The 18,913-nt window shown below is 69.6% G+C and carries 8 protein-coding genes; 1 reads left to right on the forward strand and 7 read right to left on the reverse strand.

The features are described from left to right. Positions 1-41 precede the first annotated feature (41 nt). From AB0H86_RS27260 to AB0H86_RS27290, 7 genes are read right to left on the reverse strand one after another with little or no spacing between them, the layout of a single operon-like run. Positions 42-3,434, reverse strand: coding sequence for an aminotransferase class III-fold pyridoxal phosphate-dependent enzyme (locus AB0H86_RS27260; RefSeq protein ID WP_362444026.1), 3,393 nt, complete (start codon positions 3,432-3,434; stop codon positions 42-44). Next, the gene (locus tag AB0H86_RS27265; protein ID WP_362444029.1) at positions 3,434-7,516 is read right to left on the reverse strand and encodes an SDR family oxidoreductase; all 4,083 of its coding nucleotides are present in this window, start codon (positions 7,514-7,516) and stop codon (positions 3,434-3,436) included. The genes AB0H86_RS27260 and AB0H86_RS27265 overlap by 1 nt, the downstream gene beginning before the upstream one ends. Continuing rightward, a complete protein-coding gene (locus AB0H86_RS27270; RefSeq protein WP_362444032.1) occupies positions 7,509-9,377 on the reverse strand; it encodes a condensation domain-containing protein in 1,869 nt (622 codons plus the stop codon). Before AB0H86_RS27270 ends, AB0H86_RS27265 begins: the two co-directional genes overlap by 8 nt. Then, a complete protein-coding gene (locus AB0H86_RS27275; protein WP_362444035.1) occupies positions 9,374-14,788 on the reverse strand; it encodes a type I polyketide synthase in 5,415 nt (1,804 codons plus the stop codon). The genes AB0H86_RS27270 and AB0H86_RS27275 overlap by 4 nt, the downstream gene beginning before the upstream one ends. Next, a complete protein-coding gene (locus AB0H86_RS27280; RefSeq protein WP_362444038.1) occupies positions 14,785-15,060 on the reverse strand; it encodes a phosphopantetheine-binding protein in 276 nt (91 codons plus the stop codon). The genes AB0H86_RS27275 and AB0H86_RS27280 overlap by 4 nt, the downstream gene beginning before the upstream one ends. A gap of 46 nt (positions 15,061-15,106) precedes the next feature. Beyond that, entirely contained in the window at positions 15,107-15,853 is a 747-nt protein-coding gene (locus AB0H86_RS27285) for an SDR family oxidoreductase (protein ID WP_362444041.1), read from the reverse strand. Beyond that, on the reverse strand, positions 15,850-17,205 hold the full coding sequence (locus AB0H86_RS27290) for a class I adenylate-forming enzyme family protein (RefSeq protein WP_362444044.1): 1,356 nt from the start codon (positions 17,203-17,205) through the stop codon (positions 15,850-15,852). The genes AB0H86_RS27285 and AB0H86_RS27290 overlap by 4 nt, the downstream gene beginning before the upstream one ends. Positions 17,206-17,783: 578 nt before the next feature. Between AB0H86_RS27290 and AB0H86_RS27295 the strand changes: the two genes are divergently transcribed. After that, positions 17,784-18,839, forward strand: a complete 1,056-nt coding sequence (locus AB0H86_RS27295) for a MupA/Atu3671 family FMN-dependent luciferase-like monooxygenase (protein ID WP_362444047.1) — start codon at positions 17,784-17,786, stop codon at positions 18,837-18,839. Positions 18,840-18,913: the final 74 nt, after the last annotated feature.

The raw sequence follows: 18,913 nt of genomic DNA on the forward strand, positions 1-18,913 counted from the left end.
CCGCAGTTCCGCTATCTGTTCGGAGGAGAGATCACGAGACACTAGCTCGCGTTCACGGCTTCCTGGCCTTCGTGGTCGAGTTCGTCCAACGGCCGCTCGCTGTTGGCGACCATGGCACTGAGCAGGTTCCGGTAGTACTGCGGGAGGCGCTCGACGAGGTCGGAGTCGACGAGGTCGGCTGCGGCCTCGAACTCGCACCGGAATCCGTCCGTGCTGTCCACGATGTTCAGTGCCAGGGGATTGCCGATTTGGGTGATCGGCAGCGGGACGGCTTCCGAGACCGTGAGCCCGTCCATGGTGGGCACCACGACCTGGCGGTAGAACGACATCGACGTGGTGAACAAGTCGCTGCGCAGACCCGCCCCGGGCGGGGAGAAGTCCGTGATCAGGTCCGCGAACGGGTAGTCCTGGTGCTCGAGTCCGGTGACCAGTTGCGTGAGCACATCGGCCACGTAGTCCGCGACGAGCATGTCCGTCGGTCGGCGCAGGCGCAGCGGCAGCAGGTTCGAGCAGTATCCGACCACCTGGTCCAGCTCCGGCGGACGCCGGGCGGCCGCGACCGGCACCAGGATGTCGTCCTGCCCCGTCAGCCGCTGCAGCAAGGCCCCCCAGGCCGCCACCAGGTAGGCGAAGACCGTGACGCCCTCGTTGCGGGCGGCATCGCGCATCTCACCGCAGAATTCGGGGTCGAGGAGAAGGCTGTGCCGTACCGCGCGGTAAGGGAACGCGCTCGGCTGCCCCGACGACGGCAGTTCCAGCGCCGGAACGTCCTTCAGGAGGGACCGCCAGAAGTCGCGGTGCTCGACGGCGGTGGGGCCGGCGGCGACCCGCTGGTGCCAGGTGAGGTAGTCCCGGAACTGCGCGGCCGGCGGCAGTTGGGGGCTCGTGCCACGGCACCTGGCGTTGTACATCGCGGCGAGGTCGCTGAGCAGAACGCTGTAGGACCAGCCGTCCACGATCGCGTGATGCACCGTCACCAGCAGCAGATGCCGTTCCGGGTCGACCTCCACCACAGCGACGCGGAACACCTCCCCGTCGACCGGGTCGAGCGGCCGTTCGGCCCAGCTCCGCTGGAAGCGCCTGAGTTCGCCCTCGCCCCCGCAGGTGTGCTCGGTCAGCACCTCACTCGGAGGTGTCTCCGACGCGGGACGGACGACCAGCGTGTCACCGTCCGAACCGAACGTGGTCCGCAGCGTCTCGTGGCGGGCGACCAGGTCCCGCACGGCGGTGCGCAGTGCGTCGCGGTCGAGCGGGCCGTCGAGCCAGAACCCGACGGACATCTCGAAGGCGGGCACGGCGCCCTGGTCGAGGGCCCGCAGCTGTCGCTGCGCGCGGGTACTGCGTGGCGCTGCCGCATGAGGCACGGGGCCGGCCGGATTCGTACGGCTGCTGCCGAGTAGGCCGTGGGCCCGCAGCTCCTCGACCGATTCACGCACCGCGGTACGGATGTGGTCGAGGTCGGCCCGCTCGTGCGCGGTGGACAGGAAGAAGTTGCGCAGCTCCCAGACGAACACGCCACGGTCGAGCAGGTTGAAGTAGAACGGGTCCATGTTCGCCTGGTGCTCGAACTTGAAGAGCGAGGAGAACCTGTGGACTTCGATCGGAACGTCGAGCTCGCGGAAGTCGGCGTTCAGCTGGTCCGCGAACATCGCGGTCGTGCGGTCGAGGTTCCGTTGCAGTTCCGGTCCCTCCGCGCGGAGGTGGTCGAGGACCGCCTTGGCCGTCGCCATGGTCAGCGGATGCTGGTTGAACGTGCCGCCGAAGAAGGTGGATTCCACCCTCGGGCCCGAGTCGTCGCCGAAGTTCCAGACGCCGCCGTCGATCGAGTCCATGACCCCACCGCGTCCGGCGATCACGCCGAGCGGCATGCCGCCTCCGACGATCTTGCCGTAGGTGGCGAGGTCGGCCTCGATGTCGTACAGCCCCTGGACGCCCGCCGGATGACAACGGAAACCCGTGACCATCTCGTCGAAGATGAGCTTCGTACCGTGCCTCCTGGTGATCTCCCGGACCGCGCGCAGGAAATCGGGCTTCTGCACGCCAGGAGTGCGCAGCGTCACCGGCTCGGTCAAAACCGCGGCGAGTTCCGCTCCGTGCCTGTTGATGAAGTCGAGAGCGTCGTCGGAGCCGAACTCGAGCACGTACACGTTCTCCACGGCATGCGGCGAGACGCCCGGTGCGAGCGGTCGGGTGCCGAACACGCCGTTCTCATGGGAGGGCACGGCGAGCACGCTGTCGAAGTGGCCGTGGTACGCGGTGGAAAAGACCACGATCTTGTCACGGCCGGTCGCCGCCCGTGCGAGCCGGACCGCTGTCATGACCGCTTCCGTGCCGCTGTTGAGGAAGGCGACGCGCTCCATGCCGGTGAGTTCGAGTATTCCGGCGGCGACTTCCTCAACCAGCTGGGTGCGCGGCCCGAGGCTGAAACCGACGTCCAGCCGCTCGCGGATGGCCGACATGACGACGGGTGGATTGTGGCCGAGGAGGTGGACGCCGTATCCCAGGGTGAGGTCGACGTACTCGTTCCCGTCGATGTCCCACAGCCGTGAGCCCTGCCCGCGCTCGGCGACGATCGGGTACAGCATCTCCTTGGTCGAGGGGCGAAAGCCGACAGTGGACCGACTGTCGGCGACCATCGTCCGGAACCGTTGGGCGAATTCCTTGGAGCCCTTGGTCCGAGCGCCGAGACGGTCGGCGAGCTCCTTCAGGTAGAGGGCGCGCTCCGGCGTCTCCACGGGGCTGATCGCGCTGCTCCGCGCGCCGGGTGCGAGCGGCACCACCGACCTCGTCGGTGCCGGCCGCTCAGGGGAGAGCGCCACGGGCGCCGACGCGCCGGCTCCGGACGCGGGCCCGGTGGCCGGGCCGGCCGTGGGGGTCGGCTCGTTGCCCGCCAGCAGCTGGAGCTGGCGCTGCATGACCAGGAGCTGTTCCTTGATCAGGTCCTGCACGGCCGTCGAGACGCCCGGCACCGAGGCACCACCTGGCGTCGGCAACGCGGTCGATGATGCTGCGACTGTTGGTGCGCTGTCGACCGGCGCCACCGGCGAGAGTGCCGGTACCGGTGCCGTGTCGGCTACGGCGGCTGTGGCAGCTACGGAACTTACGGCAGCCATGGCATCGGCGGTGGACACAACAGCAGGCGAGGGCGGTACCGTCCGCGCTCCCGGCAGCTTTTCCGCAGGTGCGTGCGCGAGAAGGTACCCGGCGAGGTCGGGCAGGGTCTGGACGTCACCGAAAAGCTGCCGGAGCGGCACTTTGCAGCTGTAGCGGTCCTCCAGGCGCTGCAACATGCCGAGCAGCGACATCGAGTCCCCGAGTTCCGTGAGCGCGAGGTTGGTGTCCAACTGTTCGGGCTGGATGTCGAAATAGTCGCCGACGACGGTGGCGAGTTCCTGGAGCAGGGGTTCCACTGTGCTCTCCTCGTGGTCGAACATCAGGCTGTTTCCCTTCGGCGGCCGAGGCGGCGGTGGGACGGCGCTGCCGTTCGTCCCGCGGCCAGGCTTGCCGCGAGACGGTCGATCGTCGGGTTCGCGAGGAGTTCCACTGCCGTCAGCGGCACGCCGAGCCCTTCCTCGATGCGCCGGGCGAGCCTGACCGCGAGCAGCTCGTCGCCACCCACGTCGAAAATGCTCAAGTCGTACCGGTTGATCTCGGTCCGCAGTACTTCGGACCACAGTTTCGCCAGCGCCGCTTTCAGCTCGTCGCCACTCAGCTGCTGCCTGGGCCTGGGGGAGGCGAGGGCGGGGCGCACCGGCTCCGTGAGGGCCGACGGCTGCTGGATGCGGCGGTTCGGGTCGGTCGTGGAGACCGAGAGCAGGGACGGCATGTCGGAACGCAGAACAAGGTCAAGGACGTTGGCACGCTGCCCTGGTGGCAGGGAGTCGCCCCAGTCGATGTTGATCACTCCGTCCATGCCCGATGCCTGGGCATGGAGGAAGCGGTCGGCCGCCGCCTGCCACGGGTCGCCGCCGCCCGGCACCGAGGTGAGGGAGCCCATCGTGACGCCGAAATCGACGGGCGTGTCGGCGAAGATCTCGGCCAGCACCAGCGCTCCGCGGACCCTCAGGGCGAGGGCCTGCCGCCAGGCCGCCCGGTCGGTGGGGTCGACCCAGCGATCGGCCTGGTCGTGTGGCGCGTAGGCGCAGTGGAACCATCCGTCGATCCGGCCGAACCGCTGATGGGCGGTGCCGACCAGTTCCCGCATCGCCCCCGCGTCGGTGACGTCGACGGACGCCGCCATCACGGTGGCGCCGAGGCGTTCGACGCCGCGGACGGCCTCGATCTTCCGGCTGACCGGATCGGCTGCTCCGTGCTCGGCGATCCACCGGTCGAACGCGTCGGGTCGCGGCAGCGGGGACTGCCCGGTGAGCACCAGCTTGGCCCCGGCGACGCGGGCCAGGTGGCCGGCGAGGGTCAGACCCATCTGCCCGAGACCGCCGGTGATGAGGTACACACCGCCGGGGCGCAGCCGACTGGTCGGGACCGACGGGCCGGGGCCGGCCGCTGCGGGAACGAGATGCCGCGTCCAACGGTGCCCGTGCCGGAACGCGACCGAGGCCTCGGTCGGGGCGACGATCTCCGCGAGGAGGGCTTCCGGTGTGAGGGCGCTCCCGCCGATGTCGATGCTTCGACAACGGAGCCCGGCGAATTCCTGGGATATACGGTTCAGCGCGGCTTCGGTCATCGCGGCGGCGGGCGCGAGGGTTTCACCGCCCGTGATGTCGTGCACGTCGCGGACTACCACCCCGATGTGCGCGCCTTCGTGGCCCGGGCCACGGGCGAGCCGCCCGGCGACGTCGAGAACGGAGAACAGCCCGAGGTCGCAGGCCTGGTCCAGACCGTCGGTCGCGAGGTGCCCCGGAGCGATGTCGAGAGACCAGAGATGCACGACCCGCTCGGGGGTCAGCCCATCCACCGCGAGCGCGTCGAACAACTTCTCGTAGTCGCCGGAATCCGTGGGATCGACGACGAAGGAAGCGGCGTCGACCCGGCCGAATGCACCACCCTGACGTACGACGACCACGGCGGCGCCTCGTTCGCGCAGGGAGCCTGCGAGCGAGTCGCCGATCCCACCGGAGTCCCCGAACAGCAGCCATGGGCCGGCGGGCAACGTGCTTTCCGCAGGCGCGCCCGGGCCTGGGCCGAGGCGCTGCCATGACGGTGTGTACAGCCACTCGGCCGGGTTCTGACTACGGCTCGGCTCTTTGTGGCCGGAGGCGGGTGGCGGTTCGAGACGGAGGAAGGTGCGCTGCAGCGGGTGCACCGGCAGGGGGACGCGGTGCCGCTGTCCGCCGTACCAGCCAGACCAGTCCACCGGCACGCCTTCGGTCCACAGTCGTGCCGCGGCGGTCAGAAGCCTGGCGGCGGGCGGCAGGGCCTGTTCGTCGTCGAGGCCGGAGCCTGCCGGGAGTACGGGAGGGTTGCCGACAGCCACCACGGCCGCACCGTCCGCCGCGCGGCCGGTGAACGCCTCGGCCAGCCGGTCGCCCTCCCAGACGTCCCGGGTCCAGTGCAGCGGGTCGAGCACCCGTTCCTGCGGCAGTTCACCGCCCACGACGGCCGACAGGAGGGGAATGTCCGGAACTCTCGGGTGCAGTTCGGGGGCCTGGTCGGTCAGTCCTGCTCGCCAGGACAGCAGTGCCAGTGCCTCGGACGGTTCGAGGACGCCGGCGTAACAGGCCGCGAGGAGTTCGCCCACCCCAGCCCCTCCGACCGCCGCCGGCCGGACGCCGGACTCCGTCCACAGCGTCGCGAGTACCTGGCTCGCGGTCAGCAGAGCCGCCGACGGGTCGTCCCCACTCGGGACGGCACCCCCAAAAGACCGCTCCGCGATGTCGGCGACCGCGGGCAACTGTGCAGACAACGCACGGAACTCCTCGGCCGGGACGTCGCCGAAGAGGAACGACACGGCCGGGGTGGTCTCCGCCACCCGCACGCCCGCGCTCTCGCCCTCGGTGAGCGCACGCAATCCGGCCGCGGCGGTGGCGCGGTCCGCCGCAGTGACGGCGTAACGATGTGCGTGGCCGCGTCGGCCCTGCCGAAGTGTGAAGGCCACGTCGACGAGCTCGGGTGCCTCCGGCCCCTCCAGCACATCGGCCAGCCGACCGGCCAGCTCTCGCAGCGCCAAGTCGCTCGGGGCACTCACCGCAAGCGTCTGCGGGCCGCCGGTCGTCGCCGGCCGGCCGGGGAGTGGGGGTGCCTCCTCCAGGACGACATGAGCGTTCGTGCCGCCGATACCGAACGAACTCACTCCGGCCCGGCGGGGGGTCTCGCCCGATGGCCAGGCCATCGGCAGGGTGTTGATGTGGAACGGGCTGCCCACCAGATCGATCTGGGGGTTGGGCCGGTCGAATGCCGGGTGACCCGGGATCTCCCGGTGCCGCAGCGCCAGCACCGCCTTGATGAAGCCGGCGACTCCCGCCGCGGCGGCGAGGTGCCCGACATTCGCCTTGACCGAGCCCAGGGCGCACTGGCCCGGCCGGGCACCACCGTCGGCGAAGGCCTCGCTCAGCGCGGCGAACTCGATGGGGTCGCCCAGCACCGTGGCGGTGCCGTGCGCCTCGACGTACGTGATGGTGTCGGCATCCACCTCCGCCACCGCCTGCGCCTCGGTGATCACGGCCCGTTGCCCGCCGATGCTCGGAGCGGTGTAGCCGATCTTGTCGGAGCCGTCGTTGTTGATCGCCGAGCCCTTCACCACCGCGAGGATCTGATCGCCGTCCTCGATGGCCTCGGCCAGCCGCTTCAGGGCGACAAGCCCCACCCCGTCACCGAAGGTCGTCCCTGCTCCGTCGGCGTCGAACGGCCGGCACCGCCCGTCCGGGGAGAGGATCATCCCCTCGCTGAAGACGTAGCCCGGATAGCTGTTGGCGATGACCGACACCCCGCCCGCCAGGGCCATGTCGCACTCACCTGTGAGCAGGCTCTGCACGGCCAGATGCACAGCGACCAGCGACGTCGAACAGGCGGTCTGCACGTTGATGCTCGGCCCGTTGAGATCCAGCTTGTACGAGATCCTGGTGGTCAGGTAGTCCTTGTCGTTGGCGATCATCAGCTCGGTGCCGGCGTAGCCCAGCGGGTCACAGGAACGAGCCACGACATTCGTCAGGTACGTGTTCATCGACGCACCGGCGAACACGCCGACGGCTTGAGCGTCCGCTCCACCCGAGTAGCCGATTGTCTCCAGCAGCTCCCACGCGACCTCGAGCAGGATGCGTTGCTGCGGATCGAGCAGTTTCGCCTCGCGCTTGGTGAAGCCGAAGAACTCGTGGTCGAAGTCGAACGCGTCCGGCAGGACCGCGGCCCGTTTGACATAGGCGGGATCACGCAGCAGCTGCTCCGGCGCCCCGGCAGCCGCGAGTTCGGCGTCCGTGAAGGTGGTCAGCAGGTCGTCCCCGGCACGCAGCCGGTTCCAGAACTGAGCCAGATCCCCGGCGCCGGGGAACCGGCCGCACATGCCGATCACGGCCACGTCATTCTGCCGAGCCGTCGGATCGGCCATGCCACCGTCAGACATCGTTGCCCCCATCGGTGCCCTGGACACGACGCTCCCGCGCGCGCAGGCGAGCGCTGCGGGCCGTTCCGCCCGCCAACTGGGCCCGTCTGCTGGACGCCCGGCCCCGGCCAGGGTCCGTGCCGGCCCCGTGGCCGGTCTGGCCGAGGCGCCGGGCCAGACCGGCCACGGTCGGATAGCGGAACATCTCGTTGACCTTCAGCGGCGTATCCGCGGCTTCGTCGGCGAGCATCTCGTGCACCTGCATCAGCAGCATCGAGTTGCCACCGAGATCGAAGAAGTTGTCATCCGGCCCCACACCCTCGCGCCCCAGCACCTGCCGCCAGACGGCCGTGATGCGCTGCTCGATACCCCGCAGAGCGGTGCCGCTCCGCGGGGTCGCGCCGACGGACTCGCGCACCGCGGCGGTGCGCCGGCTGGTGCCAGGGGTGACTTCGGACGCCATCGGCAGCTCCGCCACACCACGACCGGGGTCCGCGAGCGCGGCCCGCAGCAGCGCCAGATAGTTCCCGGTCACCTGACGAGCAGCCTGGGCCGAGAAGACGGACTTGCGGTATTTGAGCAGCCCGACAAGCCGGTCGCCGTCGTGCACGACCTCAAGCACGAGCTCAAGCTGGTCGTCCTGCTGGTCCAGGCGGAACGGCACCGCGGTCAGCCCGGCCCAGTCGGCCGGCGCCGCGCCGTCGTCAGCCACGTACAGGCCCGCCAGCGCCGGGTACCGGCTGGGTTTCTGGTAGCTGAACATCGCCTGGAAGATCGGGTTACGGTCGTCCACCCGGCGCGGCGCCAGCTCGCCGACCAGCAGCTCGAACGGGTACTCCTGGTGCTCCAGCGCCCCGATGACGGTACGGCGAGTCCGCCCCAGCTGCTCCCGGAACGACACCGCGTCGCTCAGATCGGCGCGCAGTACGACGGGGTTGACGAAGTTTCCGACGCACTCGGCCATCGTCGGACTGGTCCGGCCGGCGAAGGGGGACCCCACCAGGACGTCACGCTGACCGGTGTAGCGACTGACCAGGACCTGAAAGGCAGTCAGCAACACGGCGTAAGGAGTGACCCCTTCCTCCTTGGCCAGCGCGAACACGCGGTCGGCGAGCTCCGCGGAGATGGGGAACAGGATCGATCCGCCCCCGTCGGCACCCGGGTCGAGTTCGAAGCGGGGCCATTCCGCCGGTTCAAGCCGGCCGGAGAGCTGAGCGTGCCAGTAGGCGCGAGCCTCGCTGCCCTTCTCCCCCTGGATCAGCTCCCGCTGGTGGGCGACGAAGTCGCTGTAGGGGATGTTGCGTCCGGGCAGCTGCGACGGACGCCGTTCGGTCTCCGCGAGGTAGAGCTGTTCGAGCTCCGCCACGATGACACTGAGCGACCAGAAGTCGCACACCACATGGTGCACGGCCAGCAGCACCACAGCCTCTCCCGGCGCCACCGAATACGTCCGTACGCGGACCAGTGGCCCGGTCGAGAAGGCGAACGGTTCGCGATAGGCGCGGCGCACCGCGTCCTCGATCTGCCGCTCGTCCCACTGGCTCGCGTCCACTTCGGCGAAGTCGGGTTCGAGCCACCCGTGCACTGTCTGGCCGTCGGTGCCGTGGAAGGTCGTACGCAGGGCCGCGTGCCGTCCGACGAGCGACGACACCGCGCTGCGGAACGCGGCGGAGTCGAATCCGCCGGTGAACCGGGCGGTGAACCCGACGTTGTAGGACGCGCTGTCCGGATTCATCCGATGCAGCAACAGAAGCGGGCGCTGGGCGTACGAGAGCGGGTGCTCGGTCCGCGCCTGGCCGGCGCGTGCCCGGAGTGCCGCCTCCAGCTTCTTCCGTATCGCCCATTGCTGAGTGGTGTCTTTTTTAATGTCGTCGGCGGTCATGAGGTTCCGTCCTGGTCGGCCAGCCAGGGCAGCAGCGCCTGGATCTGGTCCTCAGCCAGCGAGTCGAGGTTGGCCAGGAGGCGTTCGGCCTCCTCCGGTGAGAAGGGCTCCACGGCGGTCGGCGCCGCCGTGGACGCGGCGGCCTGGGCCGGGGCGTCGAGCATCAGGCGTTCCGACAGCTCATCGACGAGCAGACGCAGGGCCTTGCCTTGGAGGAGACCGGTGAGCGGCAGGTCGACGTCCAGGTCGCGGAAGATCTGGCCGCGTACTTCGACCGCCACCAGCGAGTCGAGCCCAGCTTCGTGGAGCGAGAGGTCCTCGTCGATGGCGGCCTCGGCCATGCCAAGTCGCGTGGCCAGCATGGCGCGCAGGTAGGCGAGCACCAGCTCGCGGCGACGTTCCGGCGTGGCGGCGAGCCAGTCCCGCCGCAGCCGCCTGACCGCCTCCGCCCCGTCCCCGGCAGGCGTTCCCTCACCCATGGCGATCGCGCGCCCGGTGGGGAACCGCTCCAGGTAGCGGGACCAGTCCACGGCGAAGACCCCGTACTGAGCACCGGGCCCGGCCAGGAGCCGGTCGAGCGCGGCGAATGCCGGATCGGTTTCCAGTGGGGTGAACCCACCCTCCAGGAGCCGGGCCTGGAGCCGTTCGCTCAGTTGTGCCACCATGCCCGCCTCCCACGGCCCCCAGCCGACACTGAGGGCGGGGAGTCCCAACCCGCGCCGGTAGTGGGCGAGCCCGTCGAGGAAGGCGTTGGCGGCCGCGTAATGGGCCTGCCCCGGGGCCCCGAGCAGGGCGGCCGTGGAGGAGAACAGGATGAAGTGCTCAAGGTCGAGATCCAGGGTGGCGCGGTGCAGGTGCCAACCACCGGCGACCTTCGGGTCCAGGACCGACCGGAAGCGGTCCCAGCTCAGCTGCGACAGCACCGCGTCATCGACTACGCCGGCCGCGTGGACGACGCCCTTGAGGCCGCCCCACTCCCGCTGCGCCCGCTCGACCAGCTGGTCGACCGCGGCCTCGTCCGTGACGTCCAGGCCGGCCAGGGTGACCTTCAGCCCGGACTGCTCCAGCTCGCGGACCTGCTCCTCGACCCGTGCCTCGTCGGCACGCCGTGACGCGAGTACGACGTGACGCACCCCGCGTCTGCCCAGCCACGCCGCGGTACGCAGACCGAGCGCTCCGGTCCCCCCGGTGATCAGGTAGCACCCGTGGCCACTCAGTCGGCCAGGACGTGTCGGCAGCCCCGACTCGCGGTGCAGCGTGGGCCGGTAGAGCAGCCCGTTGCGGATCGCGGCTTCAGCGCCGGGCCATGCGGACGGCAGGCTCAGCGCGCCGGTGACGTCCCGTGGGTCCACGTCGAGCAGCCGCACGTTCAGCTGAGGTGTTTCCAGTGCCGCACTCCGGCCAAGGCCCCACAGCATCGACCCGTGGGGGTCGCCGACCTCGACGGGCTCGCGTACGGCCACCGCACCGCGGGTCAGCAGCACCACGGAATCGGGCGTCCAGTCCGTACGCTCGGTGGCCTGCACGAGCGCGGGCACGCTGCCGCAGGCGGTGCGGGTGTTCTGGGCGTCCAGGCCGAGGCAGTGCAGCACGCTCGCCGGCCCGGTCTCGCGGAACAGCCGGACCAGGTGATCCGCGTCGGTGGGATCCAGCGCGAATCGATGATCGTCGAGCCGTGCGAAGGCCGTGCCCACCTCGGCGATCACACACCGGCTGCCGCTTGCCTCCAGTGCTGTGACCGCGTGCCGCCAGCGCCCCTGACGGTCGGCGAACACGATCCACGTGCCGGTCGTGGGCGACGTGTCACCGGTCGCCTCGGCCAACTCCCAGGTGTCGGCGTAGATCGCGGCCTCGGGCGAACGAAAGGAGACCGCTCTCAGCTGGAGGCCGATGAGCTCGACCAGCGGGTTGCCTTCGCGGTCGGTCAGTGAGACGTCGGCCAGTGCTCCAGAGGCATCGGCCTCGCGGTGCCGGACGAGCGCGACACCTGATGCCACGGCGTGGTCGGAGGGGTGGAACACGGCCCGCTCGATCCGGAACGGCAACAGCACGCCGTCCTCGGGGGCCGCGCGGACGATCCGTGCCGCGATCGCCAGCTGAACGCAGGAGTCAAGCAGTGCCATGGTCCGCTCTCGCGGCGAGTCCGCCGCGAAGCTGAGGTCGCCGGAGCTGTCCTCACCGTCCAGACGCAGCTCTTCGATCCACTGGAACGCCGGACCGAACCGGAAGCCCGCAGCCTCGAACAGCGGGTAGAGCTCAGCCGGGGAAACCGGCCGGCCGGCGAGGTGGGCCGACGGATCCGTTGGTTGGGCGAGGGCGTCGGTCCGTTGGATCCGCCCCTCCGCGTGCACCTGCCAGGACTCGTCGGCCAGCGGGTCGTCCGCGTTGGTCAGGCTGAGCGACTGGGCGACGAACCGGTGGTCCCCGGCCGGGGTGAGCACAAGCTGGAGTCGGCGTTGCGCCTTGTCGACCTCCAGCGCTCGCGGGAAGACCAGATCCTCGATGACCACAGCGGAGTCGTCGCCGGCCACAGCCTCCACCAGGCAGGCAGTGTGGTAGGCCCCCGGCACGACGAGGCGGCCGGAAATCTCGTGATCGGCGAGCGCCCGCGGAGCCGTCGCGGCCACCGTGGTCTCGTAACGCCGCTGCGTGGACTGCGGCAGCGCCAGCCGGCTCAGGCCGGGCAGATTCCCGGCCGGTTGAGCGGACAGCTCGGCGGCGGAAGACGCCGCGGTGGCATGGGGGAGTGCCGGTGCGGTCCAGTGCCGGGTCCGGGCGAAGGGATAGAGCGGAGCGGAAGCCTTGCCCGCCTTCAACGGGGCGTAGTACGCCGCCCAGTCGACCGGTATCCCCGCCCTGTCCAGGCGTGCCAGGTGGGTGAGCACGGTGACCGGGTCCGGGGTCCTGGGGGCGAGGCCGGGCAACCAGACGGCACCGTCGTCGGATTGGACGCGTCCGGAGGTGGTGAGGGTCCGGCCCGGCCCCACTTCGAGGAAAACCGTGCATCCCCCGCCGAGCAGTTCGCCGATGCCGGGCGCGAACCTGACCGGTGAGGTGAGCTGCCGTCCCCAGTACTCCGCACCGAGCTCGGCACGGCCCGCCCAGGTGCCGGTGAGGTTCAGCGCCATCGGCACGACAGGCTGCCGGTGGGTGATCCGGCTCGCGGCCTGGACGAGTGCGGGGACGGCCGGGGCGACCAACGGTGAGTGGAATGCGTGCGTCGTCTCCAGAGGGATCGTGACCCAGCCCCGCTGTCGGAACTCCGCTTCCAGCTCGCTCATCTCGGTGTCCGAGCCGGAGACCGTGATCCGTTCCGGCGCGTTGTACGCGGCGACTGCCGCCGAACCGCCCTTGGCCTCGACCAGCCGTTCCAGCTCGGCCACGTCGGTGCAGCCGACGGCGACCATCCGGCCGCTGCCGGGAACAGCCGCGAAGGCACGGCCGCGCGCGCAGACCAGTTCGAGCCCCTCCTCGACGCCGAACACGCCGGCCACGCAGGCGGCCGCGTACTCGCCGAGGCTGTGACCGACCACCGCGTCCGGCCGCACTCCGCACGCGGCCCAGAACTCCGCCAGCGTGACCTGTAGGAGGAAGACCGCCGGCTGGAGCAGCTCGGCCCGCGTCTGGGCCGCGGGGTCGGCGAACACGTCGAGAGGGCCGACCCCGGTGAGGCGGCGGAAGGTGCCCGCGTGCCGGTCCAGTGCCGCGCGGAAGGTCGGATGCTCTCGATAGAGCTCGACCGCCATGCCGGCGTACTCGGAGCTCTGACCGGGGAAGAGGAACCCGACCCTCGGATTGGCGCGCCCGGATTCACCCGTGTCCGCCGGCCCGGTTCCGTCGCGCAGCCACGACTCGATGCGCTCGGCTGCCGTGTGCTCGGTGTCCGCGACGACGCTGAGCCGGTGGCGCAGCGCGCGGCGACCGACATGACTCGTGCAGGCCAGGTCTGTCAGGGCCGCGTCCGGCTCGCGCAGGCGGTTCGCCCACCGGTCCGCGAGTTCCCGCAGCGCGTCCGCGCTCCTGGCGCTGATCGTGATGAGGTCGTGCCCCGGACGCCGGCCCGCCCGCGTGCGTTCCGGCGCCTGTTCGAGCACGGCGAAGGCGTTGGTGCCGCCGATGCCGAGGGAGTTGACCGCTGCCCGGCGGGGAGTTCCGGGCAGGGGCAGCGGCGCGGGGTTGACGAACAGGCCTGTGTCGTCCAGCTTCAGTCGGGGATTCGGCTCCGTGAAGTACGGGCTGGGCGGGATCTGCCCCCGATACAGGGACAGTGCGGCCTTGATCAGGCCCGCTATGCCCGATGCCGCCTCCATGTGCCCGATCAACGCCTTCACCGAGCCGATGGCGCAGGGAGCGTCCTGTCCGAAGACCTGCTGCAGCGCGCCGATCTCGGTGGGGTCGCCGAGCGGTACCCCGGTGCCGTGCGCCTCGATGTAGCCGATGGTGGCGGGATCGACACCGGAGACGTGGAGCGCCTGACGCATCGCGGCCAGCTGGCCCGGCAGGCTCGCGGCGCCGTAGCTCGACTTGCCGCCGCCGTCGTTGTTGATCGCGGTTCCGAGGATGGTGGCGTAGACGGTGTCACCGTCGCGCAGCGCGTCGGCGAGGGGCTTGAGGACGACGGCGCCCACGCCGCTGCCGAAGATCGTTCCCTGCGAGCCGACATCGAAGGGGCGGCAGCGGCCGTCCGGCGACAGGATGCCGCCCCGGCGGTGCCAGTACCCGGTGGCCTGGGGGAGCCGGATGTTCACGCCGCCGGCCAGTGCTGCGTCACACTCGCCGCGCAACAGGCTCTGGGCGGCGAGGTGCACCGCCACCAGCGAAGTGGAGCACGCCGTCTGCACCGTCAGACTGGGCCCGGTCAGATTGAGCTTGTACGACACCCGCGTGGCGAGGAAGTCCTTGTCGGTCCCGAGCTGTTCGAGTGAGGCTGTGGGATCTTCCAGCGTCCCTGCGCTGTTCAACACCTCGGGGAGGTAGCTGGTGAGTACACCGCCGCTGCCGGCGAACACACCGACCGAGGTCCCCGTCCCGACCGAGGTCCCCGTCCCGACCGACGTCCCCGCCCCGGCCGCGGTGCGCAGGCCCGCGTTCTCGAGAGCGTGCCAGCACGTCTCCAGGAAGATTCGCTGCTGAGGGTCCATCACGGCGGCCTCGCGGCCGGAGATGTCGAAGAAGGCCGCGTCGAACAGGTCGACGTCGTCCATCGACGCGGTCGCCTTCACGTAATCAGGGTTCGTCAGCCACTCCGGGTTGACACCACCGCGCAGCAACTCCTCGTCACCGAGGTCGCGTATCGCCTCGCGTCCGGCCAGGATCGCGTCCCAGAACCGGTCCAGGTCCGCGGCTCCGGGGAAACGGGCGGCCATGCCGACGATCGCGATCGGTTCCCCGCCCGGTTCGCGCTGCGTCATGACGGCTCGCCGGCACCGAGTCGGGGCAGCACGACCGGGTCGTACGCCTGCAGCAGGTCACCGACCGTGCGCACACTGGTGATGGGAACGTCGGCGGAGAACGGGTCGGTGTCCAGCTCCAACTCCAGTACGGCGACGAGCCGCGCCAGGTGCAGCGACTCAAGACCGAGCTGATCGACGAGCAGCTGGTCCTCGTCCAGCTGCTCGACCGGCCCGGCCACCTCGTTCACGATCTCGAGCAGTGTGGCTTTGACCGTGTCCCGCTTGTTCATTGGAATCACACTCCGTTCATATGCACCCGGCCCCTGCGGTAGGGGTTCAGCAGGTGTAGCCACCGTCGACGGTGATGGTCTGGCCGGTGATGAAGCTCGCCGCGGGCGAGGTGAGGAACCGGATGACGTCGAGCACGTCCTCTATCGAGCCGAGCCGGCCCAACGGCGTCCGGCGCACGATGCGGCGGCGCTGGGCCTCGTCGATACCCGCGGTCATCTCGCTGTCGAAGTAGCCGGGGGCGACACTGACCACGCGGACCCCGGCAGGGCCGACCTCACGGGCGAGACCTCGCGTCAGCCCGTCGAGCGCCGCTTTCGCCGCGCCGTACACGGCGACGCCGGTCTGTCCGCGCAGCGCGTTGATGGAGGACAGATTGATCACCACACCCGCCCGACGGGCCAGCATGGGCTTCAGACAGGCCCGGGTGAGCAGAACCGGCAGTGTCACGTTGGTCCGCAGCGCGGTGTCGATGGCCGTCGGGGCGGTCAGCGTCAGCAGGCCCTCCAGCCCGATCGCCGCGTTGTTCACGAGCGTGTCGATACGGCGATGGCGACGCACGGCCGCTCGGGCGAACTCCTCGACGGCTTCGGCGTTCGTTCCGTCGATCGAGGACCAGAACAGGGTGTCCGGAGCGGTCGACTTGCGCAGCGCGATGAGCTCGGCGGACTCGGACCGGCTGAAAGTCTCCACTCGGTAACCGCGCTCCAGGAAGTCGGTCACCAGCGCCAGTCCCAGACCTCGGCTGCCTCCACTGACGACCGCCACCGGACGCTGATCCGCGGTGCCGTTCACACCGCACCCCCCATGCGCTTGAATCGCTCGCCGTGCAACGGCACGTCCGAGACGGTGACGACGGCCGGAACCTTGTGGGGCGGTAGGTGGTCGGTACAGAACTGGCGCAGCCGCCTGTTCAGTGCCCGCTGCTCCTCCGGCTCGACCAGCTCGACCGTGGCCGTGACGATGTGACCGGTGACGGCGTTCGGGCGTCCGGTCACGATGACGTCGCAGACGTTGCCGGCCCGGAGCAGCACGTTCTCGACCTCGGCCGGTGACACCTTCTCTCCGCCTACGTTGATCAGCGCCGAGAGCCGCCCGAGTACGCGGAGGGTGCCGTCCTCGGCCACCTCGACCGCGTCTCCGGTGTTGAGCCAGCCGTCCTCGTCGAACGGGCTGGGCGCGTTGAGATACCCGAGCATGGCGCTCGGCGACTTGATCCAGAGCACCCCGTCGCGCACCTCCGTCCCGAATCCCCGCCCTCCGACGTCCATCCGTAACGAGTCCGACGAGATCGATCGCGTGGGCAGGATGCCGGTCTCGGTGAGGCCGTAGGTCTGCTTGAACTGCACACGGGGGAACTCGGTGGCCGCGTGCGCGAGGGTGACCTCGCGCATGGGCTCCGTGCCGTAGGTGATCAGTTCGAGTGAGGACAGGTCGTAGTCCCGGTAGGCGCCGGAGACCAGCAGCATGTTGAGGAAGGTCGGCGTGGTCGGTAGCACCTGGACGCGGTGACGCTCGATGGCCTCGCACGCGTGCTTGGGGGTGCGTTGCGGCTCGGTGACCACCGTGCCGCCGCCGATGAGCGTACGGAACAGCGTGTTGACTCCACCGATGTGGTCGAGCGCCATGAACTGCAGCGTTCGCCGGGGGCGCGACGACGCACGGAAGCCGCCGAGCAGCCGGGGGAGCGAGAGCAGCGCGGCCTTGCTCTCGCCCGTCGAGCCCGAGGAGAACAGCAGCAGCCCGGCCTCTTTGCGGGTGGCGAGCTCGGTCAGAAGGTGTGGCCTTGGCGCGTCCGGTGCCGCGATGGTCTGGACCGTCCACTCGTCAGGACCGCTGAACTCGACGACACGGGTCGCGTGTGCCGTCGCGATCCGGCGCTCCCGCTGGTCCCTCGGCGGATCGGCGGGAGCGAAGGGCACCACGACAGCGCCTCGGACGGCGAGCGCCGTGAAGAGCGCGACCGTGTTCGGTGAGGTGTTCCCGACCACCGCCACGACCTCGCCGGCCGTTACTTCGAGCCGGTCCAGCTCGACCAGCCAGCCGGTGGCCCGCTCCGCGAGGTCGGCGTACGTGACCCTGCCGCCGTGCCCGACCATGGCCTCGGCGTCGGCTCGACCCCGAAGTTGCGACAACAGCCAATCCATCGCGCCTCCCCTAATCGTCATGTGCTTGTTTCCAACCTCCGGAGCACGATCGTGTGGTGAGCCGGGCGTTCGGGCGATCTCCGCGTCACGGCAGACCGGTGACATCGCGGCAGGTCGGTGACATCGCGGCTCGGCTCAGTACCGCGGGCGGGCCAGGGAAACCGTGCCCCAGGACAGCGCGCACTCCGACGACCCACATAGCCGGCGGGCAATTCCCGGCGAACTCGAAGAAGCTGGAGCCAACGCGAATAAGCCCTCCGGCTGATCGGACATATCGCATATCTACTGTCTACCTGCGGACTGATCACGGAGACTACCTGCGTTTCATCCGGTCCGGCGATACGGCGATCTTCACCTCCGCCCGGTCATTGCCGGCCGATATGCGCCGCGAGCCTGCCGTGGAGTCATGTGCCGAGCCTGTCCCGCCGGCGAGACAAGCGGTGGCGCATGGTCGTGCCACCGATTAAGTCAACGCTGGACTTGCCTTCGATGCCGCTGCATAGCATGGCGCCTATGCGCGTCAATGATGTCGGCACATTCTGGCCCCGGTTCCATGCTGACCGATGAGGGGTGTGAGTGTGACGGATTTCAGCCTTTTCTACTTCGCCAATGACAGTGGAAACGCCGAGGGCGATCGGTACCAGCTGCTGATCGAGGGCGCTCGTTTCGCGGACGAGCACGGCTTCCAAGCCGTATGGACGCCGGAACGTCATTTCCATCCCTACGGAGGCACTTATCCGAATCCGTCGGTGACCGGTGCGGCGATTGCCGCGATCACCAGACGCGTCAAAATTCGGGCAGGTAGCGTTGTCGCACCCCTCCATCACCCTTTGCGGGTCGCCGAGGAATGGTCGGTGGTGGACAACATCTCGCACGGTCGCGTCGGTGTGTCCTTTGCCTCAGGGTGGCACGCCACTGATTTTGTGCTGAACCCGTCGGCCTACGCGGACCGCCGGACCGAGATGTACGAGCGGGTCGAGCAAGTACGGGCCCTGTGGCGTGGCGAGACTGTCGATCTCCCTGACGGGATGGGAAACCCGGCGAAGGTGCGGTCCTTTCCCCCGCCGGTACAGGATGAATTGCCCGTCTGGATCACCAGCGTCGGCGACGTCGAGACCTTCCGGAGCGCGGGCCGTATAGGCGCTGGGCTGCTGACCCACCTGATCGGCCAAAGCCCCGAGCTGTTGGCCGAGAAAATCTCCGAGTACCGGAAGGCTGCGGCCGAGGCGAGTCAGGGTGCATGGACGGGCCACGTCGTGGTCATGGTGCACACCTTCCTGGGTGAGGACAACGAGGCGGTCCGTGAGCTGGTCAGGCCGGCACTGTCGGCCTATATGCGCAGCGCGCTCAATCTCATCCTGGCCTCGGACCCCGGCTTCAGCTCGGAGGATCCCGAAAACCTCGAAGACGACGAGGTCGATTTCCTGGTGGAGCGATCGTTCGAGCACTACTTCGACAACATCGGCCTTCTCGGCTCGGTCGAAAAAGCAAAGGAAGTCGTCGCGCGACTCGCGGAGATCGGTGTGGACGAGATCGCCTGTCTCATTGACTTCGGGCTTTCGACGGACGAGGTGATGTCGGGCTTGACGCACCTCCAGCGCCTGCGCGATGTCGCCGGCGGCAGCAGTACGTGAGGAAGGTATTCGCCGAGGTCGATCAGGTCGAAAAATTCGACACCTAATTCGGAGTCGAAACGAACGCTCCCTTC

It is taken from the genome of Streptomyces sp. NPDC050997 (genome assembly GCF_040660135.1).
Taxonomy (GTDB): domain Bacteria; phylum Actinomycetota; class Actinomycetes; order Streptomycetales; family Streptomycetaceae; genus Streptomyces.